This is a genomic window from Pseudomonas sp. PDM20, assembly GCF_014852575.3.
Lineage (GTDB): Bacteria > Pseudomonadota > Gammaproteobacteria > Pseudomonadales > Pseudomonadaceae > Pseudomonas.
Genome location: NZ_CM181224.1, coordinates 703,538 through 719,505, shown reverse-complemented (window position 1 = coordinate 719,505; position 15,968 = coordinate 703,538). Strand labels below are relative to the sequence as shown.

General features: G+C 67.8%; 14 protein-coding genes and 2 riboswitches. Of the genes, 6 read left to right on the top strand and 8 right to left on the bottom strand.

Features of this window, described 5'->3' with window-relative positions:
• The first annotated feature begins 310 nt into the window (after nt 1–310).
• Both ccoG and mapR read left to right on the top strand, forming a co-directional pair.
• Entirely contained in the window at nt 311–1,720 is a 1,410-nt protein-coding gene (ccoG, locus tag IB261_RS03515) for a cytochrome c oxidase accessory protein CcoG (RefSeq protein ID WP_192381478.1), read from the top strand.
• Between the two features lie 86 nt (nt 1,721–1,806).
• Nucleotides 1,807–3,216 carry a GntR family transcriptional regulator MpaR gene (mapR, locus tag IB261_RS03510; RefSeq protein ID WP_081518143.1) on the top strand — a complete coding sequence of 470 codons (1,410 nt, stop codon included), beginning with the start codon at nt 1,807–1,809 and terminating at the stop codon, nt 3,214–3,216.
• A gap of 338 nt (nt 3,217–3,554) precedes the next feature.
• On the opposite strand, the gene cobM is transcribed toward mapR, so the two are convergent.
• The 4 genes from cobM to IB261_RS03490 form a co-directional block, all read right to left on the bottom strand.
• Nucleotides 3,555–4,310 (bottom strand): precorrin-4 C(11)-methyltransferase, encoded by a 756-nt coding sequence (cobM, locus tag IB261_RS03505; protein ID WP_081517106.1) that lies wholly within the window; start codon nt 4,308–4,310, stop codon nt 3,555–3,557.
• Complete coding sequence (locus IB261_RS03500; protein ID WP_192224546.1) at nt 4,307–4,723, bottom strand: cobalamin biosynthesis protein; 417 nt, start codon at nt 4,721–4,723, stop codon at nt 4,307–4,309. Before IB261_RS03500 ends, cobM begins: the two co-directional genes overlap by 4 nt.
• A gap of 77 nt (nt 4,724–4,800) precedes the next feature.
• A complete protein-coding gene (locus IB261_RS03495; protein ID WP_192381477.1) occupies nt 4,801–5,511 on the bottom strand; it encodes a CbtA family protein in 711 nt (236 codons plus the stop codon).
• A gap of 158 nt (nt 5,512–5,669) precedes the next feature.
• Nucleotides 5,670–5,858, bottom strand: coding sequence for a CbtB domain-containing protein (locus tag IB261_RS03490; protein ID WP_015475371.1), 189 nt, complete (start codon nt 5,856–5,858; stop codon nt 5,670–5,672).
• 100 nt (nt 5,859–5,958) lie between these two features.
• Nucleotides 5,959–6,177: riboswitch (cobalamin riboswitch) on the bottom strand.
• A gap of 71 nt (nt 6,178–6,248) precedes the next feature.
• A riboswitch (cobalamin riboswitch) is annotated at nt 6,249–6,443 on the top strand.
• A 235-nt stretch (nt 6,444–6,678) separates the two neighbouring features.
• On the opposite strand from IB261_RS03490, the gene cobW reads away from it, so the two are divergent.
• Nucleotides 6,679–7,731 carry a cobalamin biosynthesis protein CobW gene (cobW, locus tag IB261_RS03485; protein WP_192381476.1) on the top strand — a complete coding sequence of 351 codons (1,053 nt, stop codon included), beginning with the start codon at nt 6,679–6,681 and terminating at the stop codon, nt 7,729–7,731.
• A gap of 93 nt (nt 7,732–7,824) precedes the next feature.
• Nucleotides 7,825–11,556 carry a cobaltochelatase subunit CobN gene (cobN, locus tag IB261_RS03480; protein WP_192381475.1) on the top strand — a complete coding sequence of 1,244 codons (3,732 nt, stop codon included), beginning with the start codon at nt 7,825–7,827 and terminating at the stop codon, nt 11,554–11,556.
• A 79-nt stretch (nt 11,557–11,635) separates the two neighbouring features.
• Here the strand turns inward: cobN and IB261_RS03475 are convergent, their stop codons facing one another.
• The 4 genes from IB261_RS03475 to IB261_RS03460 form a co-directional block, all read right to left on the bottom strand.
• Complete coding sequence (locus IB261_RS03475; protein WP_081517101.1) at nt 11,636–12,193, bottom strand: disulfide bond formation protein B; 558 nt, start codon at nt 12,191–12,193, stop codon at nt 11,636–11,638.
• Between the two features lie 9 nt (nt 12,194–12,202).
• Nucleotides 12,203–12,361, bottom strand: coding sequence for a DUF5993 family protein (locus IB261_RS03470; RefSeq protein ID WP_167523254.1), 159 nt, complete (start codon nt 12,359–12,361; stop codon nt 12,203–12,205).
• Nucleotides 12,362–12,505: 144 nt separating this feature from the next.
• Nucleotides 12,506–13,603: a 3-deoxy-7-phosphoheptulonate synthase gene (locus IB261_RS03465; RefSeq protein ID WP_192381474.1), complete on the bottom strand. Its 1,098-nt coding sequence runs from the start codon at nt 13,601–13,603 to the stop codon at nt 12,506–12,508.
• A 302-nt stretch (nt 13,604–13,905) separates the two neighbouring features.
• Complete coding sequence (locus IB261_RS03460) at nt 13,906–14,040, bottom strand: hypothetical protein (protein WP_263866027.1); 135 nt, start codon at nt 14,038–14,040, stop codon at nt 13,906–13,908.
• A gap of 143 nt (nt 14,041–14,183) precedes the next feature.
• On the opposite strand from IB261_RS03460, the gene IB261_RS03455 reads away from it, so the two are divergent.
• On the top strand, nt 14,184–15,191 hold the full coding sequence (locus IB261_RS03455) for a magnesium chelatase ATPase subunit I (RefSeq protein WP_192381473.1): 1,008 nt from the start codon (nt 14,184–14,186) through the stop codon (nt 15,189–15,191).
• Nucleotides 15,116–15,847 carry a vWA domain-containing protein gene (locus IB261_RS03450; protein ID WP_192381472.1) on the top strand — a complete coding sequence of 244 codons (732 nt, stop codon included), beginning with the start codon at nt 15,116–15,118 and terminating at the stop codon, nt 15,845–15,847. The genes IB261_RS03455 and IB261_RS03450 overlap by 76 nt, the downstream gene beginning before the upstream one ends.
• Nucleotides 15,848–15,968 lie beyond the last annotated feature (121 nt).

Genomic DNA, 15,968 nt, shown 5'->3' with positions numbered 1-15,968 from the left:
GCTTCTGTCGTCGAGCGCGCTACTTTGCGGTTGACCGAATAGTGGCCGGCGCCTGCTGTGCAAAACAGCGGCAGATCGCGCGGGAAAAACCGGATCAGATGCTCTCGGCGCCTGCCCCTGCGGGCCTGCGACCGGTTGCCGCAACAGGCCCGATCAGCCGCCCCATCGCGCAGCACGCCAGGCCGCCAGCAGCGCGGGGCGGAGCGTTTTCCGCCATCTGATATGGTTTTTTCCGGCGAACCTGAATCTGTTTCGGGTGCAGACCGATTCGTACAGTCGCGGCGCCTCTTCTGCCTGATGGGCCACGACAATGAGCGAAAGAATCCAAGCGAAGGTCATCGAGATCGACGCACCGCAACGTTTCACCCCGCCGCCCAAACCGCTGTCGGCGGTAACCCCGACGGTCTACACCAAGCGCTTCGCCGGGCGTTTCCGCGACCTGCGGCGCCTCGGCGGCGGCCTGCTGTTCCTGCTGTTCTTCGGCACCCTGTGGCTGCAGTGGAACGGCCGCCAGGCGGTGCTCTGGGACCTGCCCGAGCGCAAGTTCTACATCTTCGGCGCGACCTTCTGGCCGCAGGACTTCATCCTGCTCTCGGCGATCCTGATCATCGCCGCCTTCGGCCTGTTCTTCATCACGGTGTTCGCCGGCCGCGTCTGGTGCGGCTACACCTGCCCGCAGAGCGTGTGGACGTGGGTCTTCATGTGGGCCGAGCAGGTCACCGAAGGCGACCGCAACCAGCGCATCAAGCGCGACCAGGGCCCGGTGAGTACCGAGAAAGTCCTGCGCAAGGGCGCCAAGCACGGGCTCTGGTTGCTGATCAGCCTGGTTACGGCGATCACCTTCATCGGCTACTTCACGCCGGTGCGGCCGCTGGTGGCGGACCTGTTCACCTTCAGGCTCGACCTGGAAAGCACCTTCTGGGTCGCCTTCTTCGCCGCCGCCACCTACGCCAACGCTGGCTGGCTGCGCGAGCAGGTGTGCATCCACATGTGCCCGTACTCGCGCTTCCAGAGCGTGATGTTCGACAAGGACACCCTGATCATTTCCTACGACGCGGCGCGCGGTGAGTCCCGTGGTGCGCGCAAGAAGGACGCCGACCCCAAGGCCCTGGGCCTGGGCGACTGCATCGACTGCTTCCAGTGTGTGCAGGTCTGCCCCACCGGCATCGATATCCGCGACGGCCTGCAGATCGCCTGCATCGGCTGCGCCGCCTGCATCGACGCCTGCGACTCGGTGATGGACAAGATGGGCTACGACCGCGGCCTGGTGCGCTACACCTCGGAAAGCGCGCTGGAAGGCGGCAAGACCCACCTGCTGCGCCCACGCCTGATCGGCTACGCGGCGGTGCTGCTGGTGATGATCGGCGCGTTCGTCTGGGCGCTGGAAGCACGGCCACTGATCAACCTCGACGTGGCCCGCGACCGTGGCCTGTTCCGCGAGAACGCCGTCGGCGAGATCGAGAACATCTACAACCTCAAGCTGATCAACAAGACCCAGCAGCCGCAGCATTACCAGTTGAGCCTTGCCGATGGCGCCGGCTACCGCCTGCAGGGCGTGCCGGAACTGATGCTGCAGCCGGGCGAGATCCGCGACTTCGCCGTCTCGGTGGCAAGCCTGGCGCAGAGCAGTGCCGGTGGCTCGGTGCCGCTGCACTTCGAGGTCAGCGATGGCAACGAGTCCATCGACGCCGCCAGCACCTTCGTCTCGCCGAGGCGCTGAGCATGGCTCGGGAGCTTGGCGTGACCTCGGCGCAGCGCCTAGAGTGGGCGGATTCTTCCGCCCCTCAGGCCGCCGTGCAGGACAAGATGAAGCGCTACGAGAAATTCGCCGACGAGATCGCCGGCCTGATCCGCAGCGGCGTGCTCGCCCCCGGCCAGAAAGTCCCCTCGGTGCGGCACGCCAGCCGCACCTACGGGGTCAGCGCATCCACCGTGTTCCAGGCCTATTACCTGCTGGAGGATCGCGGGCTGATCGTCGCCCGCGCGCGCTCCGGCTACTTCGTCCGCGAACACGTGCAGCGCGCGCTGGCCGAGCCGGAAATCGCCCGCCACGACGCGCAGACCACCGAGGTGGACGTCAGTGAACTGGTGTTCTCGGTACTCAGCTCGATCAAGGACCCGGACACCGTGCCCTTCGGCTCGGCCTTCCCGGCGCCGGAACTGTTCCCCCTGCCGCGTCTGGCGCGCTCCATGGCCCACGCCGTGCGCGACATGGACCCTCGCTCGGTGGTCGCCGACCTCGCCCCCGGCAGCCACGCGCTGCGCCGGCAGATTGCCCTGCGCTACATGGTCGGTGGCATGCCGCTGCCGGTGGAGGAGCTGGTGGTCACCAACGGCGCGCTGGAAGCGCTGAACCTGTGCCTGCAGGTGGTCACCCAGCCGGGCGACCTGGTCGCCATCGAGGCGCCGGCCTTCTATGCCAGCCTGCAGGTGCTCGAGCGCCTGAAACTCAAGGCCGTGGAAATCCCCGTGCACCCGCGCGAAGGCATCGATCTGGACGTGCTCGCCGACAGCCTGGCACGTCTGCCGATCAAGGCCTGCTGGTTCATGAGCAACTTCCAGAACCCGCTGGGCGCCAGCATGGCCGAGGACAAGAAGCGCGCCCTCGCCGCACTGCTGGCCCAGCACCAGGTGCCGCTGATCGAGGACGACGTCTACGCCGAGCTGTACTTCGCCGCCCAGGCGCCCAAGCCGGTGAAGGCCTTCGACAGCGAAGGGCTGGTGATGCACTGCAGCTCCTTCTCCAAGAGCCTCGCGCCGGGCTACCGGGTCGGCTGGGTCGCCGGCGGGCGCTACGCCGAGCAGATCGAGCGGCTCAAGCTGATGACCAGCCTGTCGGCCTCGGTGCCGGCCCAGGCAGCCATCGCCGACTACCTGCAGCACGGTGGCTACGACCGCCACCTGCGCAAGCTGCGCCATGCGCTGGAAAGCCAGCAGCACGCGATGCTCGCCGCCGTGGCCCGGCACTTCCCCGCCGCCACCCGCGTCACCCGGCCCAGCGGCGGCTACTTCCTGTGGCTGGAGCTGCCCGAGCACATCGACGCGCTCAAGCTGTTCCAGCTCGCCCATGCTCAGGGCATCAGCCTCGCACCGGGGCCGATCTTCTCGGCGACGCGGCGCTTCGGCCACTGCCTGCGCCTGAACTATGGCCACCCATGGACCACGGCCAGCGAACAGGCCATGGAAACCCTCGGGCGGATCATTCACTCGCTGTAGAGCGGCAGCCGGACTGATCCGCACATTCGGAAACGATCTGTACCTGTGCGGCGCTTTGTCGCAGGCCTACCCTGTCAGGCAGGAAACCCGGACGAGGGAAGCTGCCATGGAAGCGGAAGGCCTGATGATCCTGCTCACAGTGAGTGCCGCGCTCGGCGTGCACCTGTGGGTTCGCTGGTACCTGCGGCGCGGGATGCTGCCGCGCGGGGATCAGTGGCTGGCCTGAACCTCGTGCCTATCCGCTCTTCCGCAGGAGCGAGGGGGACGCCATCGTTATTGCGCGCGAACCGCCCAGCCCTGGCGCCTCCGGGAATCCCTGCTCGCGAGCAAGCTCGCGCCTACAAGGCGCCCCCGCGATACAGATGCGCATGCCCCGCACTGTACAGCGACGAATCGGCAAACCCCTCCGCCCCCAGCACCTTGCCCACCAGGATCAGCGCCGTGCGCCGGAAGCCCTTGGCCGCCGCCTTGGGCAGGATGTCGCCGAGGGTGCCGGTGACCTGGTCCTGGTCCGGCCAGCTGGCGCGATGGATCACTGCAATGGGGCAGTCCGCACCGTAGTGCGGCAGCAGCTCGGCGACGATATTCGCCAGCTGACCGACGCCCAGGTGAATGGCCAGGGTCGCGCGGTGCTGCGCCAGTTCCGCCAGCGACTCGCCCTCGGGCATGCGCGTCCTGCTCGCGTAGCGGGTGAGGATCAGCGTCTGGGAAATGTCCGGCAGGGTCAGCTCGCAACCGAGAATCGCCGCGCAGGCGGAAGTCGCGGTGACGCCGGGGACGATCTCGTAGGCGATGCCCCGTTCGCGCAGGTGACGGATCTGCTCGCCGATGGCGCCGTACAGAGAGGGATCGCCGGAGTGCACCCGCGCGACGTCCTTGCCCTCCGCGTGGGCCTGCGCCAGCAGCTCGACGATCTCCTCCAGGTTCAGTTCGGCGGTATTCACCACGCGCTCGGCGCTGTGCCCTTCCAGTACGGCCGGCGGCACCAGGGAGCCTGCGTAGAGGATTACCGGACAGGTGCGGATCAGTCGCTGGCCCTTGACCGTGATGAGTTCGGGATCGCCGGGGCCGGCGCCGATGAAGTAGACCGTCATGGCTGCTCCTGTGCGGATTCGACGGGGATGAAGGCCAGCGCACAGGTGGCCTGCTCGCTGCGGCGCTTGCCCACCAGCAGGCGTGCCGGCGCACCACCTTGCGCCTCGGCCTGCAGCAATCCCGCCGCTTCGGCCACGCTCACACTGCCGGTGGCCGCGCGCACGGTTTCGGAAGGGTCGCCCAGGCGCTTCTCGCAGGCCGCGAGCTGTTGCGGCGTGAACAGCGCCAGCGGCAGGTCAAGTGCGGCAGCCAGGGCAGTCAGCCCTTCCTCGTCGGCCTTCAGCGTGGCGCTGGCCAGCGCGGTGAGGTTCGACTCGTCGAGCCCCGCTTCGGCCAATGTTTCTCGCAGCAGCGCACGCAGTTCGTCGAGCGGGCAGCCCCGGCGGCAACCGAGGCCGGCAACCAGCGTCATGGTCGCTCTCCTTGCAGATCAAAATAAAAACCCCGCAGTCGGCCAGGCCGGCTGCGGGGTCGAGCATAGCGCGTGAATCAGGCCGACGGCGCGAAGCGACGGAACAGCCAGGCCGCGACCAGGCCGAGCGCCACCCAGAACACCGCGTTGGTAACCAGCGAGGCGAGGATGAACTCATGGGCCAGGCTTTCCGGCGCGAGGCTGGAATGCACTTCCGGTTGCGGCGCGCCAATCACGTGCGGCACCACCAGCAACGCCAGGCCGACGATGCGCAGCGCCCAGTGGCGACCGAACACCAAGAGCGCGAGGCCGGCGGCGGTGGCGGCGGCCGTGCCGATCCACCAGGTCTGCCGCAGGCTCAGGTCGGCGGCGGCGGTGCCGGGGACTTCCGGCGGCAGGCCGAGGGACGGTGCGAGGGTGAACACGGCAAAGCCGGCCAGGCCCCAGAGCAGGCCTTCGGAGGTTTTGCCCGGCGCGCGCAGGGTGAACAGGCCGGCCAGCATCAGGGCGAAGCCCACCGCGACCACCAGGTTGCCGCCGGTGGTGGAGAGAATGCGCTGCCAGCCGTCTTCCGGCTCCCAGGCCTCCGCGTCGTGGTGGTGGCCCGCAGCAGCACCGTCGGCATGCTCGTGGGCGTGCTCCTCGACCAGCGCGGCGGCCGGCTCGGATTTCTCATAGGTTTCCGCCTTGAGGATCAGCGGGGATACCCACAGCAGCTGGACTACGGTCAGCACCAGCGCGGCGATCAGACCGGCGAAACCGGCGGTCTGGGCGATACGTTTGATCATTTTTTCCTTTCCTTTTCGGACTCTCGAATCGAGCGAGCTAGAGCCAGGCAAGGCGGAGGATCGCCGGGGACACGGAGTTGACTGCAGTCAATGAGCAGTCCACGGCGATACTCCAACGCAGCCTGGCCGACGCGCAGCCGATTGAAATCAGAACCGCATCAATGGCAGGGGAAGCCCGCGCTATGGCGAGTGTCGTGCGCGGCGTTGTGTACCGCTTCCAGATGCGAGAAACCGGCGAAATACACCAGCAGCGCACCGAGCAGGCTGGCGCCGACGGCCAGGCTGATGCGCTTGGAAAGGGGGATGGACGTGCTCGACGCCTGTTGCGTCAGGATGCTGCTGGACATGAACGTTCCCTCTGAAAAGAGTGAGAACGCAGAGGTTGAACGCATTCGAACGCGCCGGATCGGTCGCGCCACGGCCTGCGCCCGCCCACCGCGGGTTGCCAAAATGTGAGGATTCCAGGCCGGTCTCCGGGCTTGCGACGCCAGCGAGAGACTCTCGCCGGATGGGTCAGCCTTCCCATGCCTTGGCACAGTGGCTACTGACGACCCTCGATGCGCTTACCGTTGCGGGGGCAGCGCCGGACTGGTCCTTGCGGACGCACCGGCTTCCCGTTTCACCTCGCGCGCGTCGGCGCGAGACACCTGAAACCGCGCTAGCTGACCACGGCAGTCCCGCAGCGTCAACTGCGCAGCAACCGATCCTCGGCGATTGACCGGCCCGGCCACGCTGCGTAGCCTTCCTCCCTTCGAGGTTCTCCGGCACTGGCCGGAGCTAAGAGGGAACGTGGAAATCTTCGGATGCGCCACGGCTGCCCCCGCAACTGTGAACAGCCTGTCTCTTCACGCGCCACTGCCGATTCGGGCGGGAAGGCGAAGGGATAACAAAGGGCTGTGAGCCAGGAGACCTGCCTCGTGACGGGTTTTCGATCTGCTGCGCGTCGGCCATGCTGCGTTGGAGGATCGCCGTGGACTGCTCATTGACTACAGTCAACTCCGCGTCCCCAGCGACCCTCCGCCTTGCCTGGCTCCAGCTCGCGAGATCCAGAACTGGTTCGTTATCAACAGACAACCGGGCGGGGTGATCCGGTGGCGACCTTCGTTGCGCGGCGAACCCGCGCGCGCGCCCTTCATCCGCCCTCCCAATTTCGCTTGCGAGGCGCGCATGAAAACCCTGGCCAAACTCCCCGTCACCATCGTCACCGGCTTCCTCGGTGCCGGTAAGACCACCCTGCTCCGCCACATGCTCGATAACGCCTCCGGCCGCCGCATCGCGGTGATCGTCAACGAATTCGGCGAGCTGGGCATCGACGGCGAAATCCTCAAGCAGTGCTCCATCGGTTGCAGCGAAGAAGAAGCGGTCGGCCGCGTCTTCGAGCTGGCCAACGGCTGCCTGTGCTGCACCGTGCAGGAAGAATTCTTCCCGGTGATGCGCGAACTGGTGGCGCGCCGTGGCGACCTCGACCAGATCCTCATCGAGACCTCGGGCCTGGCCCTGCCCAAGCCGCTGGTGCAGGCCTTCCAGTGGCCGGAAATCCGCAACGCCTGCACCGTCGACGCGGTGATCACCGTGGTCGACAGCCCGGCAGTGGCCGCCGGCACCTTCGCCGCTTACCCCGAGCAGGTGGACGAGCAGCGCAAGCAGGACCCGAACCTGGACCACGAATCGCCGCTGCACGAACTCTTCGAAGACCAGCTGGCCAGCGCCGATCTGGTGGTACTGAACAAGGCCGACCTGCTCGACGCCGAGGCGCTGGCCCGCGTGCGCGCCGAAGTTGCCGAGGAGCTGCCACCGGCAGTGAAGATCGTCGAAGCCAACTCCGGCCAGCTGCCGCTCTCGGTGCTGCTGGGGCTGAACGCCGAAGCCGAGCTGCACATCGACAGCCGCCCGACCCACCATGACCACGAAGGCCATGAAGATCATGACCACGACGAGTTCGACTCCTTCCACGTCGACCTGCCGGAAGTGGAAGAGCGTGCCCTGCTTGATGCGCTGAACGCGCTGGTCGAGCGCCACGCCGTGCTGCGCATCAAGGGCTTCGTCGCCATCCCCGGCAAGCCCATGCGCCTGCTGGTGCAGGGCGTCGGCAAGCGCTTCGACAAGCACTTCGACCGCGCCTGGCGCAGTGACGAAACCCGTGTCACCCGACTCGTGGTGATCGGCCAGGAACTGGACCAGGCCACCATCGCCAACGAGCTGCGTACCGCCCTGGCGTAACACAACGCTACCCGCAAACGCCGAACTGCCCCCTCTCCCTTCAGGGAGAGGGCTGGGGAGAGGGTGTTACCACCGAGCGACAAGGCCCGATCCATGCACCTGCTGCGCACCCAACCCGGCGGTTTCGTCCCCGACGACGGCATTGCCCACCTGGCCCAGACGCCCGCCGAGCTGGTGATCCTCTGCAGCGGCGATTCGCACCTGGCGCTGCTCGCCGAGGCCGCCCGAGAGCTGCCGGAAGACTATCCGAGCCTGCGCCTGGCCAACCCCATGCAACTGCAGAACCACGCCTCGGTGGACCTCTACGTCGACGAGGTGCTGCAGCACGCCAGGGTCATCCTGATCTCGGTGCACGGCGGCGTTGGCTACTGGCGCTACGGCATGGAGCAACTGGCGGCGCTGGCCGAGCGCGGCGCCACGCTGATCGCCGTGCCCGGCGACGACAAACCCGACCCCGAACTCGCCGCCCTGTGCAGCGTCCCGCCGCAGGATGCCGAGCGCCTCTGGCAGTACCTGCGCCAGGGCGGCATGGACAACGCCCGGCAGTTCTTCGCCTGCCTGGCCAACCGTCACCTGCAACGCGACTACGCCTGGAGCGAACCCCGCACGCTGCCGCGCGTGGCGGTCTATCACCCGCAAGTAGGCAGTTGCGACCTCGCCCGCTGGCAGGCGGACTGGAACCCCGAGTACCCGGTCGCCGCACTGCTGTTCTATCGCACCCACCTGCAGGCGGCGAACACCGGCTTCATCGACACCTTCTGCGAACGCCTGCAGGCCCAGGGCATCAACCCGCTGCCCATCGCCGTGGCCAGCCTCAAGGAAGCCGCCTGCCTGGAAGCGGTGGAAAGCCTGCTGGACAGCGCTGACACCGAGCTGATCATCAACACCACCGGCTTCGCCCAGTCGAACCCGGAGGCTCCGCAGGACCGGCCATTCCGCCGCGACGTGCCGGTACTGCAAGCCATCTGCTCGCTGGACAACCTCGACCTCTGGCGCGCCAACCCGCAGGGGCTCGGCCCGCGTGACCTGGCCATGCACATCGCGCTGCCGGAGCTGGACGGTCGCATCATCACCCGGCCGATCAGCTTCAAGGGCCTGGCCTGGCGCAGCGAGCGCAGCCAGAGCGACGTGGTCTGCTACCTGCCGCACCTGCCGGGCATGGACTTCGTCGCCGAACTGGCGCGGCGCTGGATGCTGCTGGCGCGCAAGGCCAGCGCCGACAAGCGCGTGGCGCTGATCCTGGCGAATTACCCGACCCGCGACGGACGCATCGGCAATGGCGTCGGCCTCGACACGCCGGCTGCCGCGCTGAATATCCTGCGCGCGCTGGAGGCCCAGGGTTATCCGGTCGCCGGCCTGCCCGATTCCGGCACCGCGCTGATCCAGCAGTTGCTCGGCGGCGTCAGCAACGACCTCGACAGCCTCGACCTGCGCCCCTGCGCGCAGAGCCTGGCGCTGGACGACTACCTCGCCTGCTTCGCGCGCCTGCCCGAAGCCAACCAGCAAGCGGTGCGCGAACGCTGGGGCGAACCACAGCAGGACCCGATGTTCCGCAGCGGCCGCCTGATGGTCGCCGGCCTGCGCTTCGGCCTCGGCTTCGTCGGCATCCAGCCGGCACGCGGCTACCAGCTCGACGCCGCGGCGATCTACCACGATCCGTCGCTGGTGCCGCCCCACGGCTACCTCGCCTTCTACTTCTGGCTGCGCGAGGTGTTCGGCGCCGACGCGGTGGTCCACGTCGGCAAGCACGGCAACCTCGAATGGCTGCCGGGCAAGGGTGTCGGGCTCTCCGAGGAATGCTGGCCGGACGCGATCCTCGGCGCGCTGCCGAACCTCTACCCGTTCATCGTCAACGACCCTGGCGAAGGCGCGCAGGCCAAGCGCCGCGCCCAGGCGGTGATCATCGACCACCTGATGCCGCCGCTGACCCGCGCGGAAAACTACGGCCCGCTGCGCGACCTCGAACGCCTGGCCGACGAGTACTACGACGCTTCCCTGCTCGACCCGCGCCGCGCCACCGAGCTGCGCGGTGACATCCTCACGCTGGTGCGCGAAACCGCGCTGGACCGCGAGCTGGGCCTGCAGCTGAGCGACGATGCGGAAAGCTGGCTGCCGCAGCTGGATGCCTACCTGTGCGACCTCAAGGAATCGCAGATTCGCGATGGTCTGCATGTGTTCGGCGAATCGCCCGTGGGCGAGTTGCGCCGCGATACGCTGCTGTCGCTGGTGCGCATCCCGCGCGGTGATGGACGCGGCGGCAATGCCAGCCTGCTGCGCGCGCTGAGCGAAGACCTGCAACTGGGTCGCGACCCGCTCGACGAAGCCTTCGCCGAAGCCTGGCAAGGCCCGCGCCCGGACGTGCTGCTCGGCATGAGCGACGAGCCCTGGCGCAGCAACGGCGACACCCGCGAGCGCCTGGAGCTGTTCGCCCTGCGCCTGATCGACGGCACGACCAGCGCGCCGGGAAGCGCCAGCGCGGCGGTCCTCGCGCAACTTCACCAGCAGATCGCACCGACCCTGGACGCCTGCGGCGCCAGCGAGATCGGCCACCTGCTCGCCGGTCTCGACGGTCGCTTCGTCCCGCCCGGACCCAGCGGCGCGCCCAGTCGCGGGCGGGTCGATGTGCTGCCGACCGGGCGCAACTTCTTCACCGTGGACGTGCGCAACCTGCCCACGCCCACCGCCTTCCGCCTTGGCTTCCAGTCCGCCAGCCGCCTGCTCGAACGCCACCTGCAGGACCATGGCGACCACCTGCGCCAGCTCGGCCTGTCGGTGTGGGGCACGGCGACCATGCGCACCGGCGGCGACGACATCGCCCAGGCACTGGCACTGCTCGGCGTGCGCCCGGTGTGGCAGGCCGGCAGCCAGCGCGTGGAGGATTTCGAGATCCTGCCGATCACCCTGCTCGACCGCCCACGGGTCGACGTGACGCTGCGCGTTTCGGGCTTCTTCCGCGATGCCTTCGCCAACCTGATCCGCCTGTTCGACGCCGCCGTGCAGGCCGTCGCCGCGCTGGACGAGCCGGACGATCTGAACCCGCTGGCCGCTCGTGTGCGGGCCGATCAGGCACGCTTGCAATCCGAGGGACTGGAGCGTGATGACGCCCGTCGCCAGGCCGGCTGGCGCATCTTCGGCGCACAGCCCGGCGCGTACGGTGCCGGCGTGCAGGGCGTGATCGAATCGCGCCAGTGGGACAGCCGCGCCGATCTTGCCGAGGCCTACCTGAACTGGGGCGGCTACGCCTACGGCGCCAGCGACGACGGCACTCCGGCGCGCGAGCATTTCGCCCAGCGCCTGTCCGGCCTGCAGGCGGTGCTGCACAACCAGGACAACCGCGAGCACGACATCCTCGATTCCAACGACTACTACCAGTTCCAGGGTGGCATGCTCGCCGCCGCCGAGGTCATCCAGGGGCAGTCGCTGGCCAGCTACCACGGCGACCACAGCCAGCCGGACAACCCGCGCATCCGCACCCTGAAGGAAGAACTCGGCCGCGTGGTGCGCGCACGCGCGGTAAACCCGAAATGGATCGCCGGCATGAAGCGCCACGGCTACAAGGGCGCCTTCGAACTGGCCGCGACGGTGGACTACCTGTTCGCCTTCGACGCCACCAGCGAGCTGGTGGACGACCACCAGTACCGCCTGCTGGCCGACGCCTACCTGCTGGACGACGGCACCCGCGAATTCATCCGCCAGCACAACCCCGAGGCCCTGCGCGACATCGCCGAACGTCTGGTGGAAGCGCAGCAGCGGGGGTTGTGGGAAGAGCCGGGGGAGTACCGCGAGACGCTGGAGAACCTGCTGGTGGACAGCGAGGAGCAGTGAGCCGCACGGTTCCTGCAGGAGCGGGCCATGCCCGCGAATCGCGCCCACCGGGCACTCCTACAGGACTTCCGCACGTCGTTCAGCGCAGCAGTTGATAGAACGTGGGATTGTCATCGCACTGCCCGCCGCCGCATTCCAGCACGGTGGACACAAGATTGGCCGCGATCAGCGCGGTGAACAGCAGCGCGCCCACCTTGCCCAGCAGAGAGAAGTGCGGTGCCTCCCGACTGGCCCCCTCTTTCAGCGTCATCATCAGGGCGACGGCGACAATCACCAGCAGCGAGGCCACCACCGTCCAGGTGTAAAAGTGCAGGCCGAGGAAGGGTGAGCCGTAGCCGGCATCCCCGGGGGTGATGTGCAGGAAGACCTGGCGCATGCCCACGGCGCCTGCCGTGATTGCCCCCAGCAGCGCCATGGCGTAATGACGGTTGCGGATGCCGAAACGGACGTTGAACAGGAAGCCGAAGCCGATCAGCAGCATTCCGCCCCGCTGCAACAGACAAAGCGGACAAGGCAGCTCGATTTTCCACAACTGGTAATAGAAGGCGACCAGTAACGTGGCGCAAATCGCATAGAGGGCCAGGACATTCAGCCACAGCGGCAGGCGGCTTTCCGCCTGGAAGATGGGTGAGTTCATGGCGGGCCCTCAGAACGACAGCGTCAGCGGGTCGGTGACGTGGTGATCGAACCACCCCAGCGTGACCAGCAGCAGAACCAGCCAGAGCGCGTAGCTGACCCCGGCCTTCCCCATGAAAGTACTGACGGCTGCGCAGAGCGCGATCAGAAACGGCAGGAACATGTACATCGGCGTTACCTCGCTCCGCAGCGGGAGCAGAAAGGACGATTCAGCCGCCGAATCTCGGCGGGACCGGCAGTAAAATTAGCCGGCACCGCCCGAGGAAATTTCGCCTTTTCAGAAGAGAAAGTTCACAAACGCCGCCCGAAGCGATCAGGCCCGACGCAGCCGCTCCGCCGCATTCAGCAACAGCGCCTCGGTGCCGCTCCAGCCCAGGCAGCCGTCGGTGATCGAGACACCGTAGCGCAGCTCGCCGGACAGCGGCTGGCAGCCGTCGAACAGGTGACTCTCCAGCATCACCCCGCGCAGCGAGGCATCGCCGGCCAGGCGCTGGTCGAGCACGCTGTCCAGCACTGCCGGCTGGCGCAGCGGGTCCTTGCCGCTGTTGGCGTGGCTGCAGTCCACCATGATGCTCGGCTCGAGACCGAGCTTTTCCAGCCCCTGGCGAATCTGCTGCACGCTGGCGGCATCGAAGTTCGGCCCGGCATGACCGCCGCGCAGCACCAGATGAGTGTCCGGGTTGCCCTGGGTCTGCACCAGCGACGGACGCCCCAGCGCATCGATGCCGAAGTGCTGGTGCGGATGTGCCGCCGAGCGCATGGCATCGGTGGCGATGCCGATGCTGCCGTCGGTGCCGTTCTTGAAGCCCACCGGCAGGTCGAGGCCGCTGACCATCTCGCGATGCACCTGGGATTCGCTGGTGCGCGCACCGATGGCGGCCCAGCCCAGCAGGTCGTCGAAGTAGCCGGCCACCAGGGGTTGCAGCAGTTCGGTGGCGATCGGCAGACCGCGCTCGAGCATGCCCAGCATCAGCCGTCGCGACAGCTCCAGGCCGCCAGCCATGTCACCAGTACCGTCCAGCTGCGGGTCGTAGACCAGGCCTTTCCAGCCGATGGTGGTGCGCGGCTTCTCGACGTACGCGCGCATCACCAGCAGCAACTGGTCGCTGACCTGCGGCGCCAGTTCGGCGAGGTGGTCGGCGTATTCGAGGGCGGAGATGGGGTCGTGCAGCGAGCAGGGGCCGATGACGACCAGCAGGCGCGGGTCGCGGCCATCGAGGACAGCGCGGATGGCATCGCGACCTTCGCGGACACGGTGGGCCATGGCGGCGGAAAGCGGCAGGTGCTGGCGCAGTTCGGCGGGGCTCGGCAGCGGGTGTTCGCGGCGTCGGGCGGAGGGCAGCGGCAGGTCGAGGACTTCGGCGCGTGCTGCGTGTTCGGGGCGGATCAGGGTGGAGGTGGAAGCGTTCATCTGACTGGCATCCTTGGCCGGCGCGGAGGTCTTTCCGCGCTCGGCGCTCTATCTAAGTGTTCGTGGCAAGGCTCGTTGGGTGGCACGCAGTGCGCTGCTAAATCGCCAGTCGGAGTTGCGGTAATAGCGGTAATCGGTGGTGTAGGCGGTCATGTCTCGATCCTCTGTCTGAGCGTTTGCGCTCGTTTCAATGCGTTGGGCCTTGTGGGCTTTGAAAAACAAAAACCCCGGTCGGGTTGCCGACCGGGGTTTCGTGAATCTGTCTGGTTGGCGACCCTGCTTGCTAGGGCGCCTGTGGGGTATCAGGCGCGCCTTTGGCTAAACCAATACCCATAGAAGAAATAGCCGGCAGCAGCAGCCAGAACCTGCGCGCGAGCAACTGCGGAGCCGATGGCACCGAGGCGGGCGAGGGACTGGATGGACAGGCTGGACGGCATGATGTTCTCCGTGGAAGTGGAGCCAAGGTACTGCATCGCGCAGCGCCGATCAATGACTTGAATCTATCGTTCCGATGGACATTGGTCGCACCTCCTACACCCGGTTCGCTACCATGCACGGACGAAATCTGCAGGAAATCCCCATGAGCGCCCTTCCCCATTTCCCACTGGCAGCCGTCGTCGGCGCCGATGAGCTGAAGCTGGCCCTGTGCCTGGCAGCCATCGACCCGGCCATCGGCGGCGTGCTGATCGAAGGGCCGCGCGGCATGGCCAAGTCCACCCTGGCGCGCGGCGTCGCCGACCTGCTGGACGGCGGGCGCTTCGTCACCCTGCCGCTGGGCGCCAGCGAGGAACGCATCGTCGGCACCATCGACCTGGACGCGGCGCTGGGCCAAGGCCGCGCGCAGTTCTCCCCCGGCGTGCTGGCCCATGCCCACGGCGGCGTGCTTTATGTGGATGAAGTGAACCTGCTGCCCGACCACCTCGTCGACCTGCTGCTCGACGTCGCCGCCAGCGGGGTCAACCTGATCGAACGCGACGGCCTGTCCCACAGCCACCCGGCGCGCTTCGTGCTGATCGGCACGATGAACCCCGAGGAAGGCGAGCTGCGCCCGCAACTGCTGGACCGCTTCGGCCTCAAGGTGCAGCTGGAAGGAACGCCCGCACCGAGCGAGCGAGCCGAGATCGTCCGCCGCCGGCTGGCCTTTGACGCCGACCCACAAGCGTTCCTCTCGCATTGGCTGGATGCGCAGCAGGCTCTGCAACAGCGCTGCGGCGACGCGCGCCAGCAGTTGGCCGCGATTCCCCTGGACGATGCCGCGCTGGAGACCATCGCCGAGCGCTGCCACGCCGCTGGCGTCGACGGTTTGCGTGCTGACCTCGTGTGGCTGCGCGCGGCTCGCGCTCATGCCGCCTGGCGCGGAGCGAGCGCCATCGAGGCGCAGGACATCGATGCAGTCGAGCACTTCGCCCTCGCCCATCGCCGCCGCCATGCGCCGCCGCAATCAAGCACTCCACCGCAGTCACCTTCGAGCCAACCCCAGGCACCATCCAACGCCTCCAGCGGCGAAGGCCAATGGGGCGAGCTGCCCGCGCAGAGCGTCGCCATGGGCGAACGCCGGCAACTGACGGGCTGGCCAAAAAAGCCCTGAGCATCCGCCCGCGCCCGGCCCCAGGCGCGGATGCCAACCCCCGACCCGGCCAGCTCGCCGGTGGCCGCAGCGGCGCCCGCCACACCGGCGCGCACGCCCGCATCGACTGGCCCGCCAGCCTGCGCAACGGCCGCCCGCAACGCCGCGCCGACCTGGTGCTGCGCGCCCGCAGCCGCCAGCCCGGCGAACTCTGGCTGGTGATAGTCGACGCCTCCGCCAGCACCCGCCGCCACGGCGCCCTCGCCCAGGCCAAGGGCCTGCTCGCCGACACCTTCGAACAGGCCTACCGGCAACGCGCTCGCCTCGCCGTGCTGCATGCCACGGGCGCACAACCGCGCTGGTTGTGGCAGGGCCAGAAGGCTTCGAGTCAATTGCAGGAATGGCTGGAGCAACTCGGTGCCGGCGGCGGCACCCCGCTGATCGAGGCGCTGCAGCAAGCGAGCGAATGGCTGGACCAGCGCCAGCGACAGAAGCCGGGCGAGAGTCAGCGCCTGCTGGTGCTGACTGACGGCCGCCTGCGCGACTGGCCGGCGCTGCAGCCGCTGAACTGCCCGACAGTGCTGGTGGATATCGAGGGTGGAGCCGTGCGGCTGGGGCGGGCGAGGAAACTGGCGGAGGAGCTTGAGGCGGGCTATCGGCAGATCACCGAACTCTGAGAATCAGCCTACCCGCCCCGTGCGCATCCCCATCAAAATTCATCGACAACCGGCAGACTTGTCCGACTTGACCCTGTCTGGGCGGGTATTTACTCTCACCCCATCCCGCCCATGGCAGTAA

Excerpts from the sequence above, each read along its gene's own strand:
- cobW (WP_192381476.1), top strand. The coding sequence starts at position 6,679 with ATGAAAACCCTGGCCAAACTCCCCGTCACCATCGTCACCGGCTTCCTC.
- IB261_RS03470 (WP_167523254.1), bottom strand. The coding sequence starts at position 12,361 with ATGTACATGTTCCTGCCGTTTCTGATCGCGCTCTGCGCAGCCGTCAGT.
- IB261_RS03475 (WP_081517101.1), bottom strand. The coding sequence starts at position 12,193 with ATGAACTCACCCATCTTCCAGGCGGAAAGCCGCCTGCCGCTGTGGCTG.
- IB261_RS03455 (WP_192381473.1), top strand. The coding sequence starts at position 14,184 with ATGAGCGCCCTTCCCCATTTCCCACTGGCAGCCGTCGTCGGCGCCGAT.
- IB261_RS03460 (WP_263866027.1), bottom strand. The coding sequence starts at position 14,040 with ATGCCGTCCAGCCTGTCCATCCAGTCCCTCGCCCGCCTCGGTGCCATC.
- IB261_RS03465 (WP_192381474.1), bottom strand. The coding sequence starts at position 13,603 with ATGAACGCTTCCACCTCCACCCTGATCCGCCCCGAACACGCAGCACGC.
- IB261_RS03500 (WP_192224546.1), bottom strand. The coding sequence starts at position 4,723 with ATGACGCTGGTTGCCGGCCTCGGTTGCCGCCGGGGCTGCCCGCTCGAC.
- cobN (WP_192381475.1), top strand. The coding sequence starts at position 7,825 with ATGCACCTGCTGCGCACCCAACCCGGCGGTTTCGTCCCCGACGACGGC.
- IB261_RS03495 (WP_192381477.1), bottom strand. The coding sequence starts at position 5,511 with ATGATCAAACGTATCGCCCAGACCGCCGGTTTCGCCGGTCTGATCGCC.
- IB261_RS03490 (WP_015475371.1), bottom strand. The coding sequence starts at position 5,858 with ATGTCCAGCAGCATCCTGACGCAACAGGCGTCGAGCACGTCCATCCCC.
- IB261_RS03450 (WP_192381472.1), top strand. The coding sequence starts at position 15,116 with ATGGGGCGAGCTGCCCGCGCAGAGCGTCGCCATGGGCGAACGCCGGCA.
- ccoG (WP_192381478.1), top strand. The coding sequence starts at position 311 with ATGAGCGAAAGAATCCAAGCGAAGGTCATCGAGATCGACGCACCGCAA.
- mapR (WP_081518143.1), top strand. The coding sequence starts at position 1,807 with ATGAAGCGCTACGAGAAATTCGCCGACGAGATCGCCGGCCTGATCCGC.
- cobM (WP_081517106.1), bottom strand. The coding sequence starts at position 4,310 with ATGACGGTCTACTTCATCGGCGCCGGCCCCGGCGATCCCGAACTCATC.